Consider the following 15,560-nt stretch of genomic DNA (forward strand, 5'->3'; position numbering starts at 1 on the left):
GGGTGGGGTCTCACGCGGTTCAGCCTGCTGTCGGCCGCGGTCCGGAACAACGGGCGATCCCGCTACGATCGTTCACCGTGAGGTTCACGATCGGGCGTGTCTCACGTGGCGGAGAACGCGGAGGGTGGACGTGGAGCTGCGCGAGATCGAGATCTTCCTGACCCTCGCCGACGAGCTCCACTTCGGTCGTACGGCGCAGCGGCTGCACGTCTCGGTGTCGCGGGTGAGCCAGGCGATCCGCAAGCAGGAGCGGGCGATCGGGGCGGCGCTGTTCGCCCGCACGAGCCGGCGAGTCGAGCTCACCTCGGTCGGCGAGGTGCTCCGCGACGGCCTCCGGCCGGCGTACGACGGCATCGGCGCCGCCATCACCGCGGCGGCGGTCGCGGCGCGCGGGATGTCCGGCACCCTGACGCTCGGCTTCATGGGTGCGCAGGTGCACCAGCTGGAGCCCGTGCTGGAGCGGTTCCGGGCCAGTCACCCCGGCGTCGAGCTGCGCTTCCAGGAGGTCGTGTTCAGCGATCCGTTCACCGCCCTGCGGTCCGGCGCGGTCGACGTGCTCACCTCGTGGCTCCCGGTCGAGGAGCCGGACCTGACGGTCGGGCCGGTCCTGAGAGCGGAGCCGCTGCGGGTGATGACGGCGGAGGACCATCCGCTGGCCGCGGCGGGCCGGGTGGACATCGAGGCGCTGGCCGACCACGCGGTCCCCACGGTCCGGGGGCCCGCGCCGCAGTCGTGGCTCGAGGCGGTCCTGCCGGAGCGGACGCCGGCCGGACGGGAGGTCCCGCGCGGGCCGGCGGCCTCGACGTACCAGGAGATCCTCGCGCTGGTGGCGGCCGGCGCGGTCGTGTGCCCCGTGCCCGACGAGGGGCGGCGCTACTTCCCGTGGCCGGGGGTCGCCTACCTCCCGCTCGACGGCGCGCCCACGGTGCGCTGGGCGCTGGTGTGGCGGACCTCGGGCAGCTCGCCGCTGGTCCGGGCGTTCGCCGCGGCGGCCGACGCGGCGACGTCGGCCATGGTGGTCACGTGACCCCCGGGCGCCCGCTGCTGCCGACACCGACCCTGGTCACCGAGCGGCTGATCCTGCGCCCGGTCGCCGAGGCCGACGCGGACGAGTTGTTCGCGCTGCACAGCGACGCGTTCGTGCTGCGCTACTGGGACTCCCCGCCGTGGACCGATCCCGCTCGGGCCGTCGCGTTCGTCGAGCGGAGCAGACAGCTGGAGGCGGACGGGACCGGGGCGCGCCTGGCGCTGGAGCGCCGTGAGGACGGGGTGTTCCTCGGCTGGTGCAGCGTGAGCGGCTGGAACCCGGCGTACCGCAGCGCCGTGCTGGGCTACTGCATGGCCGAGGCCGCGTGGGGCCGCGGGTACGCGACGGAGGCGGTCCGTGAGGTGCTGGCCTGGGCGTTCGCCACCTGGGACCTCAACCGGGTGCAGGCCGAGACGGACACCCGCAACCTCGCCTCGGCGCGGGTCCTGGAGAAGGTCGGGTTCGTGCGGGAGGGGACGCTGCGCGAGGACTGTGTGGTCGACGGTGTCGTGTCGAACTCGTGGGTGTTCGGCCTGCTGCGGCGGGAGTGGCTGCGGTGACCACCACCCCCGCCGCGTGGAGCCGAGGGAGTCAGCCCGCGTACTGCGGGTCGGTCGGGGCGACCCACTGCACGAGCTGGTAGATCACCCCGTTGGGGTCGGCCATCTGGAAGTAGCGCTCACCCCACGGCTCTGTCTCGATCGGGGTCACGATCTCGACCCCCTCGGACCGCAGCCGGGCGTGGTCCGCGTCGATGTCGTCGACGGTGAACACGACGAGCAGGCCGTCGGCGTGCCCGGCGGCGGAGGCCGGCTTGAAGCTGGCCAACCCGGTGCGCAGGTAGATCAGGTTCATCCCGGACTGCGGGTGCTCGAGCGAGCAGAACCCGTCGGCGGCCATCGCCTCGGTGAAGCCGAGGTGGCGCCGGGCCCAGGCGGCGGAGGCCTCGACGTCGGTGACGTTCAGGGAGACGGCGGTGGCGGTGATGTTCATGGTCCTCCTCGGGTGCTTTTCTTCATACACTGTACAGTGTACAACGTACAAATATGAGAAACTGTTCCCGTGGCAAGGATCAGCACCGGAGCAGGAGAGCCCAGCCGGACCTTGGCGCTGCTGTGGGGCGACCCGTCGGCAGGTCCCCGACGCAAGGGACCGGGCCGCTCGGTGAGCGTCGAGCAGCTCGTCACGGCCGCACTCGGCCTCGCCGACGAGCAGGGACTGGCCGCCGTGACCACCCGTGCGCTGGCCGAGAAGGTCGGGATCTCGGCGATGTCGGTCTACACCTACGTGCCCGGCAAGCCCGAGCTGCTCGACCTGATGGTCGACGCGGTGTACCTCGCGATGCCACGACCGGCCTGGCGTGCGCGGTCGTGGCGGATCCGGCTGACCCGCGTCGCGGAGGCCAACCGCGACCTCCTGCTCACCCATCCGTGGTTGACCGAGGTCGCCGCGCTGAGCCGGCCGCCGCTCGGCCCCGGTGTGCTGGCGAAGTACGAGCACGAGCTGGCGGCGTACGACGGCACCGGGCTCGGCGACGTCGACACCGACGCCGCGCTCACCTACCTGCTCGGCTTCGTCCACGCCCACTGCCGCGCGGCCCACGACGCCGCCCGCGCGAGCACCGACAGCGGGATGAGCGACGCCGACTGGTGGGCGGCCAACCAGCCGATCCTGGCGCGCGCCCTCGACCCCGAGGCCTACCCGCGGGCGGTCCGGGTCGGTGCCGCCGCCGGCGAGGCCCAGGGGAGTGCGTGGAACGCCGACCGGGCCTGGCGGTTCGGCCTCGCGCGCACCCTCGACGGGCTGGCGGCGCTGATCGACGGCAAGCGCTGAACGGGAGCGGATCCTCAGGGTTCGCCCGGTCCCTCGGGGTGCGTGAGGTCGTAGGCCCGCGACACCTTCTGCGGCACGACCATCCGCCACGCGTCGACCACCAGCTCGCGCGCCTCGGCCGGCTCCAGGGCCGCGAGCACGGCGTGCACCCAGTGGAACCGCAGGTCCGACTCGGCCGGCAGGTGGAACTTGTCAGGCTCACCGGCGACGAGCGCGTCCCGCTCCTCCTTCGGGAACGCGAAGCCCATGATCGTCTCGTCGAGGGAGAACGCGGCGTACACGATCTGGCCGACCCGGAACTTCAGCCGGTTGCGGACGTAGACCGGGTAGGACCGCTCCAGCTCGTCGGCCAGGGGGCGGACGTCGTCGAGGCTCGCCATGCAGGAACGGACCGGTACGACGGCACGGACTCATCGCTGGTGGCGCCGGACCTACTCATCTAGCCTCGGCGCATGCCGCCGAGCCCGTCCTACGGACCCGTCACCCAGCTCGCCTGGGTCACCGACGACCTCGACGCCACCGAGCAGGCTCTCGGCGCGACCCTCGGTGCGGTGGGGTGGACGCGGATGCCGGGTGTGCACTTCGGCCCCGACGCCTGCACCCTGCGCGGCGAGCCGGCGGACTTCACCGCCGACATCTCCCTCAGCTACGCCGGCGACCTGCAGCTCGAGCTGATCCGCCCGGTCGCGGGTACGTCGATCTACACCGAGTTCCTGGCCGAGCGCGGCCCCGGCCTGCACCACGTGTGCTGCGAGGTCGCCTCGATGGACGACGCGCTGGAGCGGGCGGAGCGCGACGGCTTCTCGGTGGTGCAGGCCGGCACGATGGCCGGCGGGCTGATGCGGTTCGCCTACCTCGACGCGGCGGCCGCGGGGGCGTCGTACGTCGAGCTCGCGGAGATCTCGCCCGACCTCCAGGCGATGTTCGCCGGGATCAAGGAGCGCTCGGGCCGGGCTCCTCGCTGAGGTCGTCGAGCAGGTCGTCGAGGCCCTCGAAGGTGACGGACTCGACGCCCTCGATCTCGACCTCGAGGTCCTCGAAGCGGTGCTCGTCGTCGAGCTGCACCCGGACGATGGCGTCGGGCAGCTGCAGCGGCGCCACGAAGGAGAGCAGCACCGCGTCGACGAAGACGACCGACGAGGTCAGGGACAGGTCGTCGCGCAGGGCGGTCGTCTCCGCGACCGGCTGGTCGCCGACGGCCTCCTCGATCTCGGCGACCACCCGGTCGACGACCGCCGTCCACTGCTCGGGCGTCAGGGCGAGGAAGGCAGCGACCCGGTCGACGAGGTCATTGACCTCGACGTCGTCGCGGTCCTCGGTCTCGGGGTCCACGTTGACCATGACGTCGGTGCCGGCGGCCGGCAGGTCGGCCATGCCGTAGGCGAAGTCGCCCTCGGCCACGGGCTCGCGCAGCAGCGGCGCGAGCGCCTCGACGAGTCGCTGGATCTCCATGTGGCGAGGCTACCCAGAGGGGCTTCAGGCCCGCTCGACCCGGGTCCAGCCGGCCCAGCCGCGCTCGGCCAGGAGCTCGCGCAGCCGGGTCACCATCGGGTGCCCCTCGGCCATCGAGTCGAGCAGCTGGATGAAGGCCGAGTCGTCCATGGTCAGGTCCTGCTGCTCGAGCTGGCCGGTGGCGGCGGCCTCCTCGAACAGCTCGACCAGCAGGTCGGCCATCTCGTGGACCAGGCGCTCGCCCTCGGTGTCGGAGCCGCGGAGCAGCTCGCCGATGAGCTGGTAGAACCGGACCGTCCGGGGGTCCTCCAGCTGGGCCCGCTTGTCGGCCATGAACGCGCCGATCTGGTCCGGGTAGCGCGCCGCGATGAGGATCCAGGCGTCGCGCTCGGCCTCCAGCATCTCCTCGGGGACGCCGATCGCGCGGACCAGGGCGAGATAGTCCGCCACCTCCTCCGGTACGGCGAGGGTGTCGCCCGAGCCGAGCTGCGCGATCCGCTTCCGGTGCTGCTGCAGCTCTCGGATCTCGGCCCGCAGCCGCCGGTCGATCTCCTCGACCGCGACGCCGAAGGTGTCGGTGTCGGCGTCGAGCAGCTCCTGGACCCGGGCCAGCGGTACGCCGGCGTCGGCCAGGGTGCGGATCCGGATCAGCCGCACGACCGCGGCGGCGTCGTAGGACCGGTAGCCGGAGCGGTCCCGCTCCGGCTCCGGCAGCAGCCCGACCTGGTGGTAGTGGCGCACCGTCCGGATGGTCACCCCGGCGTACGACGCCAGCTGTCCGATCGTCAGCACCGCATCAGCCTGTCACGCGAAGCGGCGGCGGTAGGCGCGCATCGCGAGGGCGTGGGCCAGCACGAGCAGGCCGACGCACCAGGCCAGCGCGATCCACGCGTCGTCGCCGACCGCCTGCTCGGCGAGCAGGCCGCGCAGCGTGTCGACGATCGAGGTGACCGGCTGGTTCTGCGCGAACCAGCGCACCGGGCCGGGCATGCCCTCGGTCGGCACGAAGGCCGAGCTGACGAACGGCAGGAAGATGATCGGGTAGGCGAACCCGCCGGCGCCGTCGGGCGACTTGGCGGCCAGCCCGGCGATCACCGCGAGCCAGGTGAGCGCCAGCGTGAACAGGACCAGGATGCCGGCCACGCCGAGCCAGGCGAGGATCCCGGCGCCGGACCGGAAGCCCATCAGCAGGGCGACCAGGACGACCAGCACGACGGAGATCGCGTTGGCCACCAGCGAGGTCAGCACGTGGCCCCACAGTGCCGCGGACCGGGCGATCGGCATGGACAGGAAGCGTTCGAAGATGCCGCCCTGCAGGTCCAGGAACAGCCGGTACGACGTGTACGCGATCCCCGACGCCACGGTGATCAGCAGGATCCCGGGGAGCAGGTAGTTCACGTAGGTCCCGTCGCCGCTGTCGATCGCCGCGCCGAACACGTAGACGAAGAGCAGCAGCATCGCGATCGGGGTGATCGCGGTGGTGATGATGGTGTCCGGGCTGCGCAGGATGTGGCGCAGTGACCGGCCGAGCAGGGTACGGGTGTCGCTGACGACGTGGGTGCTCATGGGGTCCTCACTTGTCCGTGCCGGCGGGGGAGACGGGCTTGTCGCCGACCAGCGCGAGGAAGATCTCCTCGAGCGTCGGCTGCTTCTCGACGTACTCGACCTTGGCCGGCCCGAGCAGCTGCTTGAGCTCGGCGAGGGTGCCCTCGACGATGATCCGGCCGCGGTGCAGGATCGCGATCCGGTCGGCCAGCTCCTCGGCCTCCTCGAGGTACTGGGTGGTGAGCAGCACCGTGGTGCCACTCGCGGCCAGGTCGCGCACCGCCTGCCACACCTCGATCCGGGCCTGCGGGTCCAGCCTGGTGGTCGGCTCGTCGAAGAAGATGACCGGCGGGTCGCCGATCAGGCTCATCGCGATGTCGAGGCGCCGGCGCATGCCGCCGGAGTAGGTGCTCGCGCGACGGTCGCCGGCCTCGGCCAGCGAGAACCGGGCGAGCAGGTCGTCGGCGACCTTCCCCGGGTCGGGGAGGTGGCGCAGCCGGCCGACCAGCACGAGGTTCTCGCGGCCGGTCAGGATCTCGTCGACCGCGGCGAACTGCCCGGTCAGGCTGAAGGACTCGCGCACCCGGTCGGGCTGGGTCGCGACATCGAAGCCCTGCACGCTCGCCGTACCGGCGTCCGCCTTCAGCAGCGTCGCGAGGATCCGGATCAGCGTCGTCTTGCCGGCGCCGTTGGAGCCGAGCAGCGCGAAGATGCTGCCCGGCGCGACCTCGAGGTCGACGCCCTGGAGCACCGCGAGGTCGCCGAAGGACTTCTCCACGCCGGTGACCCGGATGGCCGCCGCGTGGCGTTGCGGGGGAGTGGTTGCGTTGGTCATGCAAGAAGCGTGCGGGGTTGACGTTGCGTCAAGGTCAAGCCCGAATCCGGAGAAGTTTCTGGTGAGCCGTCGAACGACGCTCGGTGACGGTCCGGCGAGGACCGGAGGTACCGTGCTGCCATGACTCGGGCTCAGGGCTACGGCGATGTGGTGCGGACGTTCACGGTGCGGGAGCTGGTCGCCTACGGCCGGCTGATCGTCAACCGCGAGCGGGTCGACCCGGAGCGGGTGGTCCACGAGTTCATCCGGGCCAACCCCGACGTCGACCTCGACGCGCGCAGCACCATCATCGACTGGCAGGACGGCATCCGTCCCGGTGACACCGCCGAGCGGCCCGGCGGCTACTTCTGAGCCACCGCTGACCCACTGGTGAGCCCCGCCCGGGATTCGGCCGCCCTCCGCGGGGGAACTGCCCCTGTCGTGACGACGTGGCGGAGGACCTGGATCAGCGGCCTGGCGGCGAGCCTCGCGCTGGGCGCGCTCGCGGCGTGCAGCAGCGACGAGGAGCCGGCCAGCAAGCCGGCCGGCAGGCCCGTCGTACCCGCTCTCGCGCAGGCCTGGACCAGCGACGCCGTCCGGGGCGTCGGCAACGGCGGGCTACTGCGGGCCGACGACGTCGTCGTCGTGGAGAGCAGGCAGCCGGAGAGCAAGGGGCTGGTCGGTCTCGACGCGGCCACCGGCCAGGAGCGGTGGCGAGTGCCCGCTGCGGCGGTGTGCGCCTTCCCCGAGCGGGCGCAGGACGGGCTGCTCGTGATCGGCTACAAGCCCGGCGGCAAGGACACCGGCAGTGACCGGTGCCCCACCCTGGCGGCTGTGGACGCCGCCACCGGCGCGGTGGTCTGGAAGCGGCGCATCGGTGGTGTGGGGAGCCGCTCGCCGGTCTGGGACCGGCTGGTCGCCGTCGGCGACAGCACGGTCAGCGTCAAGCCCGTGGTGTGCGGTCCGATGCGGCGCTACGACCTGCGCACCGGCAAGCCGCTCGAGCGGATCGAGGTCGTCGGCAGTGACGGGTTCTCCTGCGACCGGTGGGCCGTCGACGGGCAGTGGATCGCGCAGCTCGAGACGCCGGACTTCGGCTCGCGCTCGTTCCTGACGCTGTACGACGCCGACACCGGCGAGCGGGCCTTCCGGCGCCGGTTCACCGACGGCGATCTCGGGCAGATCCTCTCGGCCGACCCGCTCGTGATCGAGCTCTCCGTGAAGGGACACCGGCTGGCCTGGCGGGTGGACCCGGCTACCGGCGAGCTGATCGCGCCCACGGGGGGACAGTTGCCGGACGAGAGGAGGAGCGAGCTGCGCTCCCTCGGCTCGGTGGACGGCGTCATCGTGCTGGGCAACGGGTACCCGACCCCGCTCGGGGCGACCACCGGCCGGGCGGCCGGGCTGGACCCGGCCGGCGCCCCGACGCTGTGGAGCGGCTTCCCCGAGAGCGGCAGCCTCGTCGGCCTCGACACGGGCCTGGTCGTCGCCAGCGACCTGATGCACGTGGACGGTCCCACGCCGACGGTCGTGACCCGGCACGCTCCCGACGACGTCACCGACCTCGAGGTGCTCGGCCGGATCGAGGGGCGCAGCGTCCTGGGCACGGTCGGCGACCTGCTGCTCGCGTCGACCGAGACCGGCGTGGCGGCGTACCGCCTCCCGGCGCCCGGGAAGGGCCCCCACGTCTCCGGCGACGTCGACCTCTCCTGGGACGACCCGGCCTACCCCAGCGAGATCGACGAGGACGGCTGGCAGGACGGCGAGGTCCGTCCTGACGACGTCGAGGACTGCCCGGTCAGCGACGAGACGCTCACGACGCTCGGGTTCCACCGCCTCGACCTGCCGCGTCCCGCCGGCTGCGACTGGGTCGAGCGGGCCGAGCCCCGGGGCACGGACCGTGAGCTCCACATCGAGACCTACGTCGGTACGCCGACCAAGGCCGTCGGGGACGTCGAGAAGGCGACCGCGACCGAGCAGGCGCAGGCCCGGGTGAAGGTGATCCGGGAGAAGTCCATGGTCGCGGGCGACTACGACCCCGACGCGCCGCTCGCCAAGCGCGAGGTCGAGCTCCCCGGCGTCGGCGACGAGGCCTATCTCGTCCAGGGCGCCGGGATCGGCGGTCGGGACGGCAACGTCAGCCTGCTGGTCCGGGTCGCCAATGTCGTCGTCCACGTCGACGTGGAGGTCACCGCCCGGGCCACCGACACCAGCGGCTCCCTGGCCGCCTACCGCCTGGAGGACGGCGCCTGGGCGGCCGTGGTGGAGGTCCTGGACGCGGCGGGCCTGGAGGCGAGCGGCCCTGCCGTCGAGGCGCCGGCGACCCCGGCCCTGCGACCGCGCCCCGACCTGTGCAAGGTGCTCGCGACCTCGTCGGCGGTCTCCGGCCTGCGCGGCAAGGACCTGCGACTCGGCGCCGACGACCAGCGCCGGGTGGCGGGCTGTGCGTGGCAGGCTCCCGACGGCAGTGGCGACAACGATGCCGTCCAGATCGGGATGTACGCCGTGCCGTCGAGCACGCTGTCCGGCACCCCCGGCACTCGGTTGGCCCGCCAGGCGTTCCGCTACACCGCCGGCGCCACCGGGTACGCCGACCGCCAGGCCCCGGTCCCGGGACTCGGCGACCAGGCGCGCGTGCAGGGCTGGGACAAGACCTGGCTGCTGCGCGACGACGGGGTCAGCCGGTTCTGGAGCGCGGCCCGGGTCCTGGTCCGGGACCGCAACCTCGGCGTCGTGGTGTTCGTGCAGCGGGAGGGCTCCTCAGCCGCCGCCCTCGAGCAGCAGGCGATCGCGCTGGCGCGGCAGGTCCTGGCGACCCAGCCTCGCTTGTAACTAAGTGTTACGTACGGGATTTGGGACAGGTGGGGCTCATGTTGTGGAAAACCGTGCTGTAACACTTAGTTACAAGTGATCGCCCGACTTCCTGCGAGGATCGGGCGCGTGGACCTGGTTCGTTCGATCCCCCTGTTCGTGCTGGCCGCGGTCGCCGAGATCGGCGGCGCGTGGCTGGTCTGGCAGGGCGTGCGCGAGCACCGCGGCTGGCTGTGGATCGGCGCCGGCGTGATCGCGCTCGGGCTCTACGGCTTCGTCGCGACCCTCCAGTCGGACGCGCACTTCGGCCGGATCCTGGCGGCGTACGGCGGCGTCTTCGTCGCCGGCTCGCTGCTGTGGGGGATGGCGCTCGACGGCTTCCGGCCCGACCGGTACGACGTCGCGGGCGCCCTGGTCTGCCTGCTCGGCGTGGCGATCATCATGTACGCGCCGCGGTCGGGCTGAGCTCGTCGAGCACCTCTGCCGCGACGCGCAGGCCTGACTCGACCGCGCCGTCCAGGTAGCCCGGGTGCTCCTCGGCCGACTCCGCGCCGGCCCAGTGCAGGCCGCCGAGCGCCGGCGTCGCCGTCGGCCAGGCGACGGTGGTGCCGGGCAGCGGCAGGGCGATGTACCCGCCACCGGCGTGTTCGTCGAGGTGCCAGGACTTCTCGTGCCACCCGGCCGGTCGGCGTACCTCCTCGCCGAGGTGGGGCGCGAGCGCGTCCAGGATCGCGGTACGACGGGCAGCCGGGTCGAGCGCGTCGAGGGCACGGGCGTCGGCGCCCCCGGCGAGGAAGGTCAGGTGCCCGGGGCCGTCGGGCGGTGAGGTGTCGAAGACCGCGCCGCCGGGGCTGCCGAGCAGGATCAGCTCGCCGCCGCGGATCTTGCGCCAGAACGGCCGCTGGTAGACCGCGACCGCCTTGTGGACGGTGCCCATCTCCATGCCCTGCTCGAGGGCGGTGCGGGCCGCGGGGAGTGGGGGCTCGTGGACGATCCGGGCGGCGGTCGGCGGCGGCACGGTGATGACGACGGCGCTTGCGCGGACCGGCCCCATGGTCGTGTCCAGGGTGATCCCGTCGGCGCCGCGGGTGACCTGCCCGACCCGGCAGCCGAGTCGGACCCGGTCGCCCAGACCGTCGGCGAGGATCTCGACGAGGGTGCCGATGCCCTCGACGACGAGAGTGTCCTGGGCGCCGCCCTTCGTCGACAGCATGGTCCGCAGCCCGCCCTGCAGACGGACCAGATCGCCGACGGTGCTGGTCGAGAGCCGGCCGGGGTCGGTGCTCCAGGAGACCTCGGCGAGCACCTCGAGCAGCCGCCGGGAGCGCCGGCCCGGGACGCGGCGGAGCCGGTCGGCAAGCGTCGTACGGCGGCCGGGGTGGCGGCGCCAGCGCTGGCTTGCGACGGCGAGGGCAGCGACCGCGGCGAGGGCGGGGGCGAACGAGGGGCCGGCGGGGGAGAGCCGTCGCTCGCCGTCGGCCAGGAGGGGGAGGGCGCCGGTGTGCATGGGGAACGGGGTGGCTCCGAGCTCCTCGGCCAGGGCGCGGATCCGGTGGTGGTCGTGGCCGATCCAGGTGCCGCCGAGGTCGAGGCGGGAGCCGAGGGCCGAGGTCTCGGCGAGCACGCGGCCGCCGACCCGGTCGGCTGCCTCCAGGACCATGACGTCCGCGCCGCCGCGGACCAGCTCGCGCGCGGCGACCAGCCCGGACAGTCCTGCTCCGACGACCACGACCTGTGCGTCCATGATTCCTCATTTCCCACTCGGACGTCCGTCCGAATTCTGGGCCACAGTAGGGCGCCCCGGGCCGTCGCGCAAGAGGAGGTCAGTGCCGCCGGGGTGCCGCGAGGGCGACGAGCATGTCGAGTGCGTGGCCGAGGTCGCGCTCCGAGCGCGCGAGGTCGGGGTTCGCGATGTGCTGCAGGACCAGGCCGTCCACGACGCCGAGGACGAGTCGGGCCAGCACGTCGGGAGGCACCGCGCACTCCTCGCCCGCGAAGGCCGCGGCCTCGGAGCACAGCTCGGTGAGCAGGTCGGTGTAGCGCGCGAACTCCAGACGGGCGAGACCGCCGGCGTCGCTGCGCGCGGAGTACATCGCGAGCTCGTACTGCATGACCTGCACGCCGGTCCCGCCGTCGAGCAGCCTGTCCCAGAAGGTCCTGACGCCTTGGCGCAGCGCGTGCTCGACGCCCTGCTCGAGGTCCAGCGCCTCCCGCAGGGCGGCGGAGGTGTCGTCCACGACCCGGGTGATCACGGTGCGCAGCAGCTCGTCGCGCGAGGGGAACGTGTAGTGCAGGGTGCCGAGCGGCATGCCGGCCTCGGCGGCGACCGCGCGCATCGTCGTACCGGACACGCCGCCGGCCTCCAGCACCCGGATGGTGGCCGCGACGATCTGCTCCTGCCGGTCCGCTGCCCTGATGTACGCCACGTCGGCACCGTACCGCCGGTTGCCTCGCGGACCGATACATGGATATTCTGTATCCAGATAAAGGAGGCACGGTCGTGCGGATGAACGAGGGCGTCGAGTGGGCCGCCCACGTCTGCGTGCTGCTGCACTGGCTCCAGGGCGACGAGGGACGTCCCGCGCCCGTCCCGGTCGCGCGGCTCGCGGAGGCCTACGAGCTGCCGGCGCCGTACCTTGTCAAGCAGGTGCAGGCCCTGACCCGGGCCGGCATCACCGAGTCGGTGCCCGGCAAGAACGGCGGCGTCCGGCTGGCCCGGCCGGCCGACCGGATCACCCTGATGGACGTGGTCGCGGCGATCGAGGGCCCCGACGACGCGTTCGCCTGCACCGAGATCCGGCAGCGCGGGATGAACCAGGACCGTCCTGCTCGTGAGTTCGTCAAGCCCTGCGGCATCGCCCATGCCATGCGCGGTGCCGAGCTCGTCTGGCGCCGCGAGCTGGCCGCCACCTCGGTCCTCGACCTCGCGGCCGCGACGCCGCGCAGCGTCGCAGCCGACGCCCGGCGGCACTTCGCCCGTACCTGAGCCTGATCCAGGCTGAGCGCCGTTCGCTCCTGCCCAGAACTGGACAATAGATATCCATGAAAGGAACACCAATGACCCGCACCCGCACCCACGAGGCGTCCCCGGAGACCTTCCAGGCGCTGCTCGCCCTCGACAACCGGCTGAAGAAGTCGCTGGGCCCGGTGCTCTACGACCTGGTCAAGCTGCGCGCCTCGCAGCTCAACGGCTGCGCGTACTGCGTCGACATGCACGCCAGCGACCTCGAGCGCCGCGGTACGCCGAGCCGCAAGCTCCACGGCGTCGCCGCCTGGCAGGAGAGCCCGTTCTTCGACGAGACCGAGCGGGTGGCCCTCGCCTTCACCGAGCGGCTCACCGGCGGCATCGACGCGGTCGACGACGAGCTGTGGGCCGAGGCCGGCCGGCTGCTCGGCGAGGAGCGGCGGGCCGACCTGATCGTGGCCGTGGGCACCATCAACACCTGGAACATGTCCGGCATCACCACCCACCTGCAGCCGGAGGGATCGCTCGCCCCGGAGTGAGGTTCGAGCTCAGCCGAGCTGCCGGGCGAGCTGGTCGAGGAACTCGTCGGCCATCGCGAGCTGCGTCTCCAGGCGGGCGCGGCGCGCGGTGGCGTCGGCGAGGACCGCGTCCAGGCGCGCGCGGGCGGCGTCGTGACGGCCGGCGGCACCCGGGTCGCGCAGGACCTCGAGGTCGCGCATCGCGGCGCTCATCTCGTCGAGCGTGAAGCCGAGCGGCTTCATCCGCCGGATCACGAAGATCTTCTCGACGTCGTCCTCGGTGTAGAGCCGGAAGCCGCCCTCGGACCTGCCCGACGGGCGGAGCAGCCCGACCTCGTCCCAGTGGCGCAGGCTGCGCAGCGAGAGCTCGGTCCGCGTGGCGACCTCGCCGATCTGCATCATGCGCCGATCCTCCCGCACGGTCCCACGATGCCAACTCTCACGTAACGTGAGAGTAGAGTCCGGCGACCGTGAGTGACTCCCCGTCCGTCCGTGCCGCGCTCCGGTCGCCGCGGCTGCTGCGCACCGAGGTGCTCGCCGGTCTCGTCGTGGCGCTGGCCCTGATCCCGGAGGCGATCTCGTTCTCCATCATCGCGGGCGTCGATCCGCGGATCGGGCTGTTCGCGTCCTTCACGATGGCGGTCGCGATCTCCTTCCTCGGCGGCCGCCCGGCCATGATCTCGGCCGCGACCGGAGCCGTGGCGCTGGTGATCGCCCCGGTGATGCGCGACCACGGCTACGACTACCTGATCGCCACGGTCCTGCTCGGTGGCGTGCTCCAGCTCGTGCTCGCCGGCCTGGGCGTGGCGCGCCTGATGAGGTTCATCCCGCGCTCGGTGATGGTCGGCTTCGTCAACGCCCTGGCGATCCTCATCTTCGAAGCGCAGCTCGACCACCTCGTCGACGTGCCCTGGGCGGTCTACCCGCTCACGGCCGTGGGGATCGCCGTCATCGTGGGCTTCCCGCGGATCAGCTCCGTCGTCCCGGCGCCCCTCGTGGCGATCGTGGCGTTGACCGCCTTCACGCTGGTGGCAGCGGTCGACGTGCCGGACGTCGGGGACGAGGGACGCCTCCCCGACAGCCTGCCCGCCTGGTTCGTCCCCGACGTCCCCTTCACGGTGGAGACGTTGCGCATCGTCGCGCCGTACGCCCTCGCCATGGCCGTCGTGGGTCTCCTCGAGTCGTTGCTCACCGCGAAGCTCGTCGACGACATCACCGACACCCACTCCGACAAGACCCGCGAGGCCCTGGGCCAGGGCGCGGCCAACGTGATCACCGGCTTCTTCGGCGGCATGGGCGGCTGCGCGATGATCGGCCAGACCATGATCAACGTGAAGGTCTCCGGCGCCCGCACCCGGCTGTCGACCTTCCTCGCCGGCGTGTTCCTGCTGGTGCTGGTCGTCGGCTTCGGCGACGTGGTCGCCTTGATCCCGATGGCGGCCCTGGTCGCCGTCATGGTGATGGTGTCGGTCGGCACCTTCGACTGGCACTCGCTGCGGATGCTGCGCCGGATGCCGAGGTCCGAGACTGCCGTCATGCTGGCGACCGTCGTGGTCACGGTCGCGACGCACAACCTGGCGATCGGTGTCGTCGTCGGTGTGCTGGTCGCGATGGTGCTCTTCGCCCGGCGGGTCGCGCACCTGGTGAGCGTGGAGCGCGAGCTCGTCGAGTCGGCCGACGGCACCGCGACCGCCCGCTACCGGGTGAGCGGCGAGCTCTTCTTCGCCTCCAGCAACGATCTCTACTCCCAGTTCGCGTACGCGGAGGACCCCGACCGGGTCGTCATCGACCTGTCGGGCTCCCACGTGTGGGACGCCTCGACCGTTGCCGCCCTCGACGCCGTGAGCACCAAGTACGCCCGGAAGGGCACGGTGGTCGAGATCGAGGGCCTGAACGACGTGAGCGCGGCGTTCCACGATCGTCTGACCGGGCACCTCGCGGGCCACTGACCGGAGCGGGTCAGGCCTTCGCGCGCTCGGCGAGGCGGACCGCGGCGTGCCGCACGATGGCGACCTCGTCGTCGTCCCGCGCGGCTTCGTGGGGGACCTGTCCGCCGAGCAGCCCGGCGGGCTGGGTGAGCCATGCCCACACCTGCCACGGGTCCATCGTCGAGGCGAGCAGCGGCTCGAGGACGGCCGCCAGCTCGGGCCGCAGCTCGCCGTCGCCGGCCAGCTGGAACGCCGGCACCAGCACGGCGCCGTCGTGGGGAACCACGAGCAGGGCCCTGCGCTCAGCCGCCTTGTGCACGGCGAACCGGGCAGCGTTCTCCGACACCCCGCGCACCTCGGCGAGGCTCGCGTAGGTGTGGGTCGGCGAGGCCAGCAGGCTGCTGCGTACCTGGGCCTGGAGGCGCAGCTGCACCAACGCCAGGGGTACGGCGTGCGCCGGGTCGTCGCCGTCCTGGTGCAGCATGCGGTCGAGGTCGGTGAGCTGCTCCGCGCTCAGTGGAGCGCCGGTGGCCGGGTCGTGCCAGCGCACGACGCCACCGAGGTCGCGCTCGAAGGTCGGCAGCCCGGCCGCGGCCAGGTGGTCGGCGAGGCCGAGCCCCTCGAGCCAGTCCGCCAGCTGCTCCCCGTTCACAGGGTCCAGCCTCCC

20 protein-coding genes are annotated in these 15,560 nt (G+C 72.6%); 10 read left to right on the top strand and 10 right to left on the bottom strand.

Features of this window, described 5'->3' with window-relative positions:
* Window positions 1–130 precede the first annotated feature (130 nt).
* Window positions 131–1,027 carry a LysR family transcriptional regulator gene (locus FBY23_RS01720; RefSeq protein WP_141796566.1) on the top strand — a complete coding sequence of 299 codons (897 nt, stop codon included), beginning with the start codon at window positions 131–133 and terminating at the stop codon, window positions 1,025–1,027.
* Window positions 1,024–1,587 (top strand): GNAT family N-acetyltransferase, encoded by a 564-nt coding sequence (locus FBY23_RS01725; protein WP_260805685.1) that lies wholly within the window; start codon window positions 1,024–1,026, stop codon window positions 1,585–1,587. The genes FBY23_RS01720 and FBY23_RS01725 overlap by 4 nt, the downstream gene beginning before the upstream one ends.
* A 31-nt stretch (window positions 1,588–1,618) precedes the next feature.
* On the opposite strand, the gene FBY23_RS01730 is transcribed toward FBY23_RS01725, so the two are convergent.
* Window positions 1,619–2,020, bottom strand: coding sequence for a VOC family protein (locus FBY23_RS01730; RefSeq protein WP_141796567.1), 402 nt, complete (start codon window positions 2,018–2,020; stop codon window positions 1,619–1,621).
* A gap of 69 nt (window positions 2,021–2,089) precedes the next feature.
* Between FBY23_RS01730 and FBY23_RS01735 the strand changes: the two genes are divergently transcribed.
* Entirely contained in the window at window positions 2,090–2,860 is a 771-nt protein-coding gene (locus tag FBY23_RS01735) for a TetR/AcrR family transcriptional regulator C-terminal domain-containing protein (protein WP_141796568.1), read from the top strand.
* A gap of 14 nt (window positions 2,861–2,874) precedes the next feature.
* Here FBY23_RS01735 and FBY23_RS01740 read toward each other — a convergent pair whose 3' ends face one another.
* Entirely contained in the window at window positions 2,875–3,240 is a 366-nt protein-coding gene (locus FBY23_RS01740) for an MmcQ/YjbR family DNA-binding protein (RefSeq protein ID WP_141796569.1), read from the bottom strand.
* A gap of 72 nt (window positions 3,241–3,312) precedes the next feature.
* On the opposite strand from FBY23_RS01740, the gene FBY23_RS01745 reads away from it, so the two are divergent.
* Window positions 3,313–3,825, top strand: a complete 513-nt coding sequence (locus FBY23_RS01745) for a VOC family protein (protein ID WP_141796570.1) — start codon at window positions 3,313–3,315, stop codon at window positions 3,823–3,825.
* Here FBY23_RS01745 and FBY23_RS01750 read toward each other — a convergent pair.
* Genes FBY23_RS01750 through FBY23_RS01765 form a run of 4 tightly spaced genes read right to left on the bottom strand, consistent with a single transcriptional unit; the run spans window position 3,794 to window position 6,692 of the window.
* Window positions 3,794–4,312: a cytochrome C5 gene (locus FBY23_RS01750; RefSeq protein ID WP_141796571.1), complete on the bottom strand. Its 519-nt coding sequence runs from the start codon at window positions 4,310–4,312 to the stop codon at window positions 3,794–3,796. The two genes, FBY23_RS01745 and FBY23_RS01750, sit on opposite strands and share 32 nt — an antisense overlap.
* 24 nt (window positions 4,313–4,336) lie before the next feature.
* Window positions 4,337–5,104 (bottom strand): MerR family transcriptional regulator, encoded by a 768-nt coding sequence (locus tag FBY23_RS01755; RefSeq protein WP_141796572.1) that lies wholly within the window; start codon window positions 5,102–5,104, stop codon window positions 4,337–4,339.
* 12 nt (window positions 5,105–5,116) lie between these two features.
* A complete protein-coding gene (locus tag FBY23_RS01760; protein ID WP_141796573.1) occupies window positions 5,117–5,878 on the bottom strand; it encodes an ABC transporter permease in 762 nt (253 codons plus the stop codon).
* A gap of 7 nt (window positions 5,879–5,885) precedes the next feature.
* The gene (locus FBY23_RS01765) at window positions 5,886–6,692 is read right to left on the bottom strand and encodes an ABC transporter ATP-binding protein (protein WP_141796574.1); all 807 of its coding nucleotides are present in this window, start codon (window positions 6,690–6,692) and stop codon (window positions 5,886–5,888) included.
* Between the two features lie 120 nt (window positions 6,693–6,812).
* Here FBY23_RS01765 and FBY23_RS01770 point away from each other — a divergent pair, with 120 nt between their 5' ends.
* The 3 genes from FBY23_RS01770 to FBY23_RS01780 all read left to right on the top strand — a co-directional run bounded on the left by FBY23_RS01770 (window position 6,813) and on the right by FBY23_RS01780 (window position 9,947).
* Window positions 6,813–7,043 carry a hypothetical protein gene (locus FBY23_RS01770; RefSeq protein WP_141796575.1) on the top strand — a complete coding sequence of 77 codons (231 nt, stop codon included), beginning with the start codon at window positions 6,813–6,815 and terminating at the stop codon, window positions 7,041–7,043.
* A gap of 69 nt (window positions 7,044–7,112) precedes the next feature.
* Window positions 7,113–9,503: a PQQ-binding-like beta-propeller repeat protein gene (locus FBY23_RS01775; RefSeq protein ID WP_141796576.1), complete on the top strand. Its 2,391-nt coding sequence runs from the start codon at window positions 7,113–7,115 to the stop codon at window positions 9,501–9,503.
* 108 nt (window positions 9,504–9,611) lie between these two features.
* The gene (locus FBY23_RS01780; RefSeq protein WP_141796577.1) at window positions 9,612–9,947 is read left to right on the top strand and encodes a YnfA family protein; all 336 of its coding nucleotides are present in this window, start codon (window positions 9,612–9,614) and stop codon (window positions 9,945–9,947) included.
* Here the strand turns inward: FBY23_RS01780 and FBY23_RS01785 are convergent.
* Both FBY23_RS01785 and FBY23_RS01790 read right to left on the bottom strand, forming a co-directional pair.
* Window positions 9,922–11,226, bottom strand: a complete 1,305-nt coding sequence (locus FBY23_RS01785) for an NAD(P)/FAD-dependent oxidoreductase (RefSeq protein ID WP_141796578.1) — start codon at window positions 11,224–11,226, stop codon at window positions 9,922–9,924. The two genes, FBY23_RS01780 and FBY23_RS01785, sit on opposite strands and share 26 nt — an antisense overlap.
* Window positions 11,227–11,305: 79 nt before the next feature.
* A complete protein-coding gene (locus FBY23_RS01790) occupies window positions 11,306–11,908 on the bottom strand; it encodes a TetR/AcrR family transcriptional regulator (RefSeq protein ID WP_141796579.1) in 603 nt (200 codons plus the stop codon).
* Window positions 11,909–11,988: 80 nt separating this feature from the next.
* Between FBY23_RS01790 and FBY23_RS01795 the strand changes: the two genes are divergently transcribed.
* Together FBY23_RS01795 and FBY23_RS01800 are read left to right on the top strand one after the other, a co-directional pair.
* Window positions 11,989–12,468, top strand: coding sequence for an Rrf2 family transcriptional regulator (locus FBY23_RS01795; protein ID WP_260806564.1), 480 nt, complete (start codon window positions 11,989–11,991; stop codon window positions 12,466–12,468).
* Between the two features lie 71 nt (window positions 12,469–12,539).
* A complete protein-coding gene (locus FBY23_RS01800; RefSeq protein WP_160158131.1) occupies window positions 12,540–12,986 on the top strand; it encodes a carboxymuconolactone decarboxylase family protein in 447 nt (148 codons plus the stop codon).
* Window positions 12,987–12,995: 9 nt separating this feature from the next.
* Here FBY23_RS01800 and FBY23_RS01805 read toward each other — a convergent pair whose 3' ends face one another.
* Window positions 12,996–13,367 carry a MerR family transcriptional regulator gene (locus FBY23_RS01805; RefSeq protein ID WP_141796582.1) on the bottom strand — a complete coding sequence of 124 codons (372 nt, stop codon included), beginning with the start codon at window positions 13,365–13,367 and terminating at the stop codon, window positions 12,996–12,998.
* Window positions 13,368–13,435: 68 nt separating this feature from the next.
* Here FBY23_RS01805 and FBY23_RS01810 point away from each other — a divergent pair, with 68 nt between their 5' ends.
* The gene (locus FBY23_RS01810; RefSeq protein WP_141796583.1) at window positions 13,436–14,914 is read left to right on the top strand and encodes a SulP family inorganic anion transporter; all 1,479 of its coding nucleotides are present in this window, start codon (window positions 13,436–13,438) and stop codon (window positions 14,912–14,914) included.
* Between the two features lie 10 nt (window positions 14,915–14,924).
* Here FBY23_RS01810 and FBY23_RS01815 read toward each other — a convergent pair whose 3' ends face one another.
* Window positions 14,925–15,545 (bottom strand): hypothetical protein, encoded by a 621-nt coding sequence (locus FBY23_RS01815; RefSeq protein WP_141796584.1) that lies wholly within the window; start codon window positions 15,543–15,545, stop codon window positions 14,925–14,927.
* Between the last annotated feature and the right edge of the window lie 15 nt (window positions 15,546–15,560).

Origin of the sequence: Nocardioides sp. SLBN-35, assembly GCF_006715725.1 — a bacterium.
Classification (GTDB): Bacteria; Actinomycetota; Actinomycetes; order Propionibacteriales; family Nocardioidaceae; genus Nocardioides.

Bases quoted from the DNA above. Each gene is read 5' to 3' on its own strand.
- FBY23_RS01730 (WP_141796567.1), bottom strand. From the start codon at position 2,020: ATGAACATCACCGCCACCGCCGTCTCCCTGAACGTCACCGACGTCGAG.
- FBY23_RS01740 (WP_141796569.1), bottom strand. From the start codon at position 3,240: ATGGCGAGCCTCGACGACGTCCGCCCCCTGGCCGACGAGCTGGAGCGG.
- FBY23_RS01745 (WP_141796570.1), top strand. From the start codon at position 3,313: ATGCCGCCGAGCCCGTCCTACGGACCCGTCACCCAGCTCGCCTGGGTC.
- FBY23_RS01750 (WP_141796571.1), bottom strand. From the start codon at position 4,312: ATGGAGATCCAGCGACTCGTCGAGGCGCTCGCGCCGCTGCTGCGCGAG.
- FBY23_RS01760 (WP_141796573.1), bottom strand. From the start codon at position 5,878: ATGAGCACCCACGTCGTCAGCGACACCCGTACCCTGCTCGGCCGGTCA.
- FBY23_RS01765 (WP_141796574.1), bottom strand. From the start codon at position 6,692: ATGACCAACGCAACCACTCCCCCGCAACGCCACGCGGCGGCCATCCGG.
- FBY23_RS01770 (WP_141796575.1), top strand. From the start codon at position 6,813: ATGACTCGGGCTCAGGGCTACGGCGATGTGGTGCGGACGTTCACGGTG.
- FBY23_RS01785 (WP_141796578.1), bottom strand. From the start codon at position 11,226: ATGGACGCACAGGTCGTGGTCGTCGGAGCAGGACTGTCCGGGCTGGTC.
- FBY23_RS01795 (WP_260806564.1), top strand. From the start codon at position 11,989: ATGAACGAGGGCGTCGAGTGGGCCGCCCACGTCTGCGTGCTGCTGCAC.
- FBY23_RS01800 (WP_160158131.1), top strand. From the start codon at position 12,540: ATGACCCGCACCCGCACCCACGAGGCGTCCCCGGAGACCTTCCAGGCG.
- FBY23_RS01805 (WP_141796582.1), bottom strand. From the start codon at position 13,367: ATGATGCAGATCGGCGAGGTCGCCACGCGGACCGAGCTCTCGCTGCGC.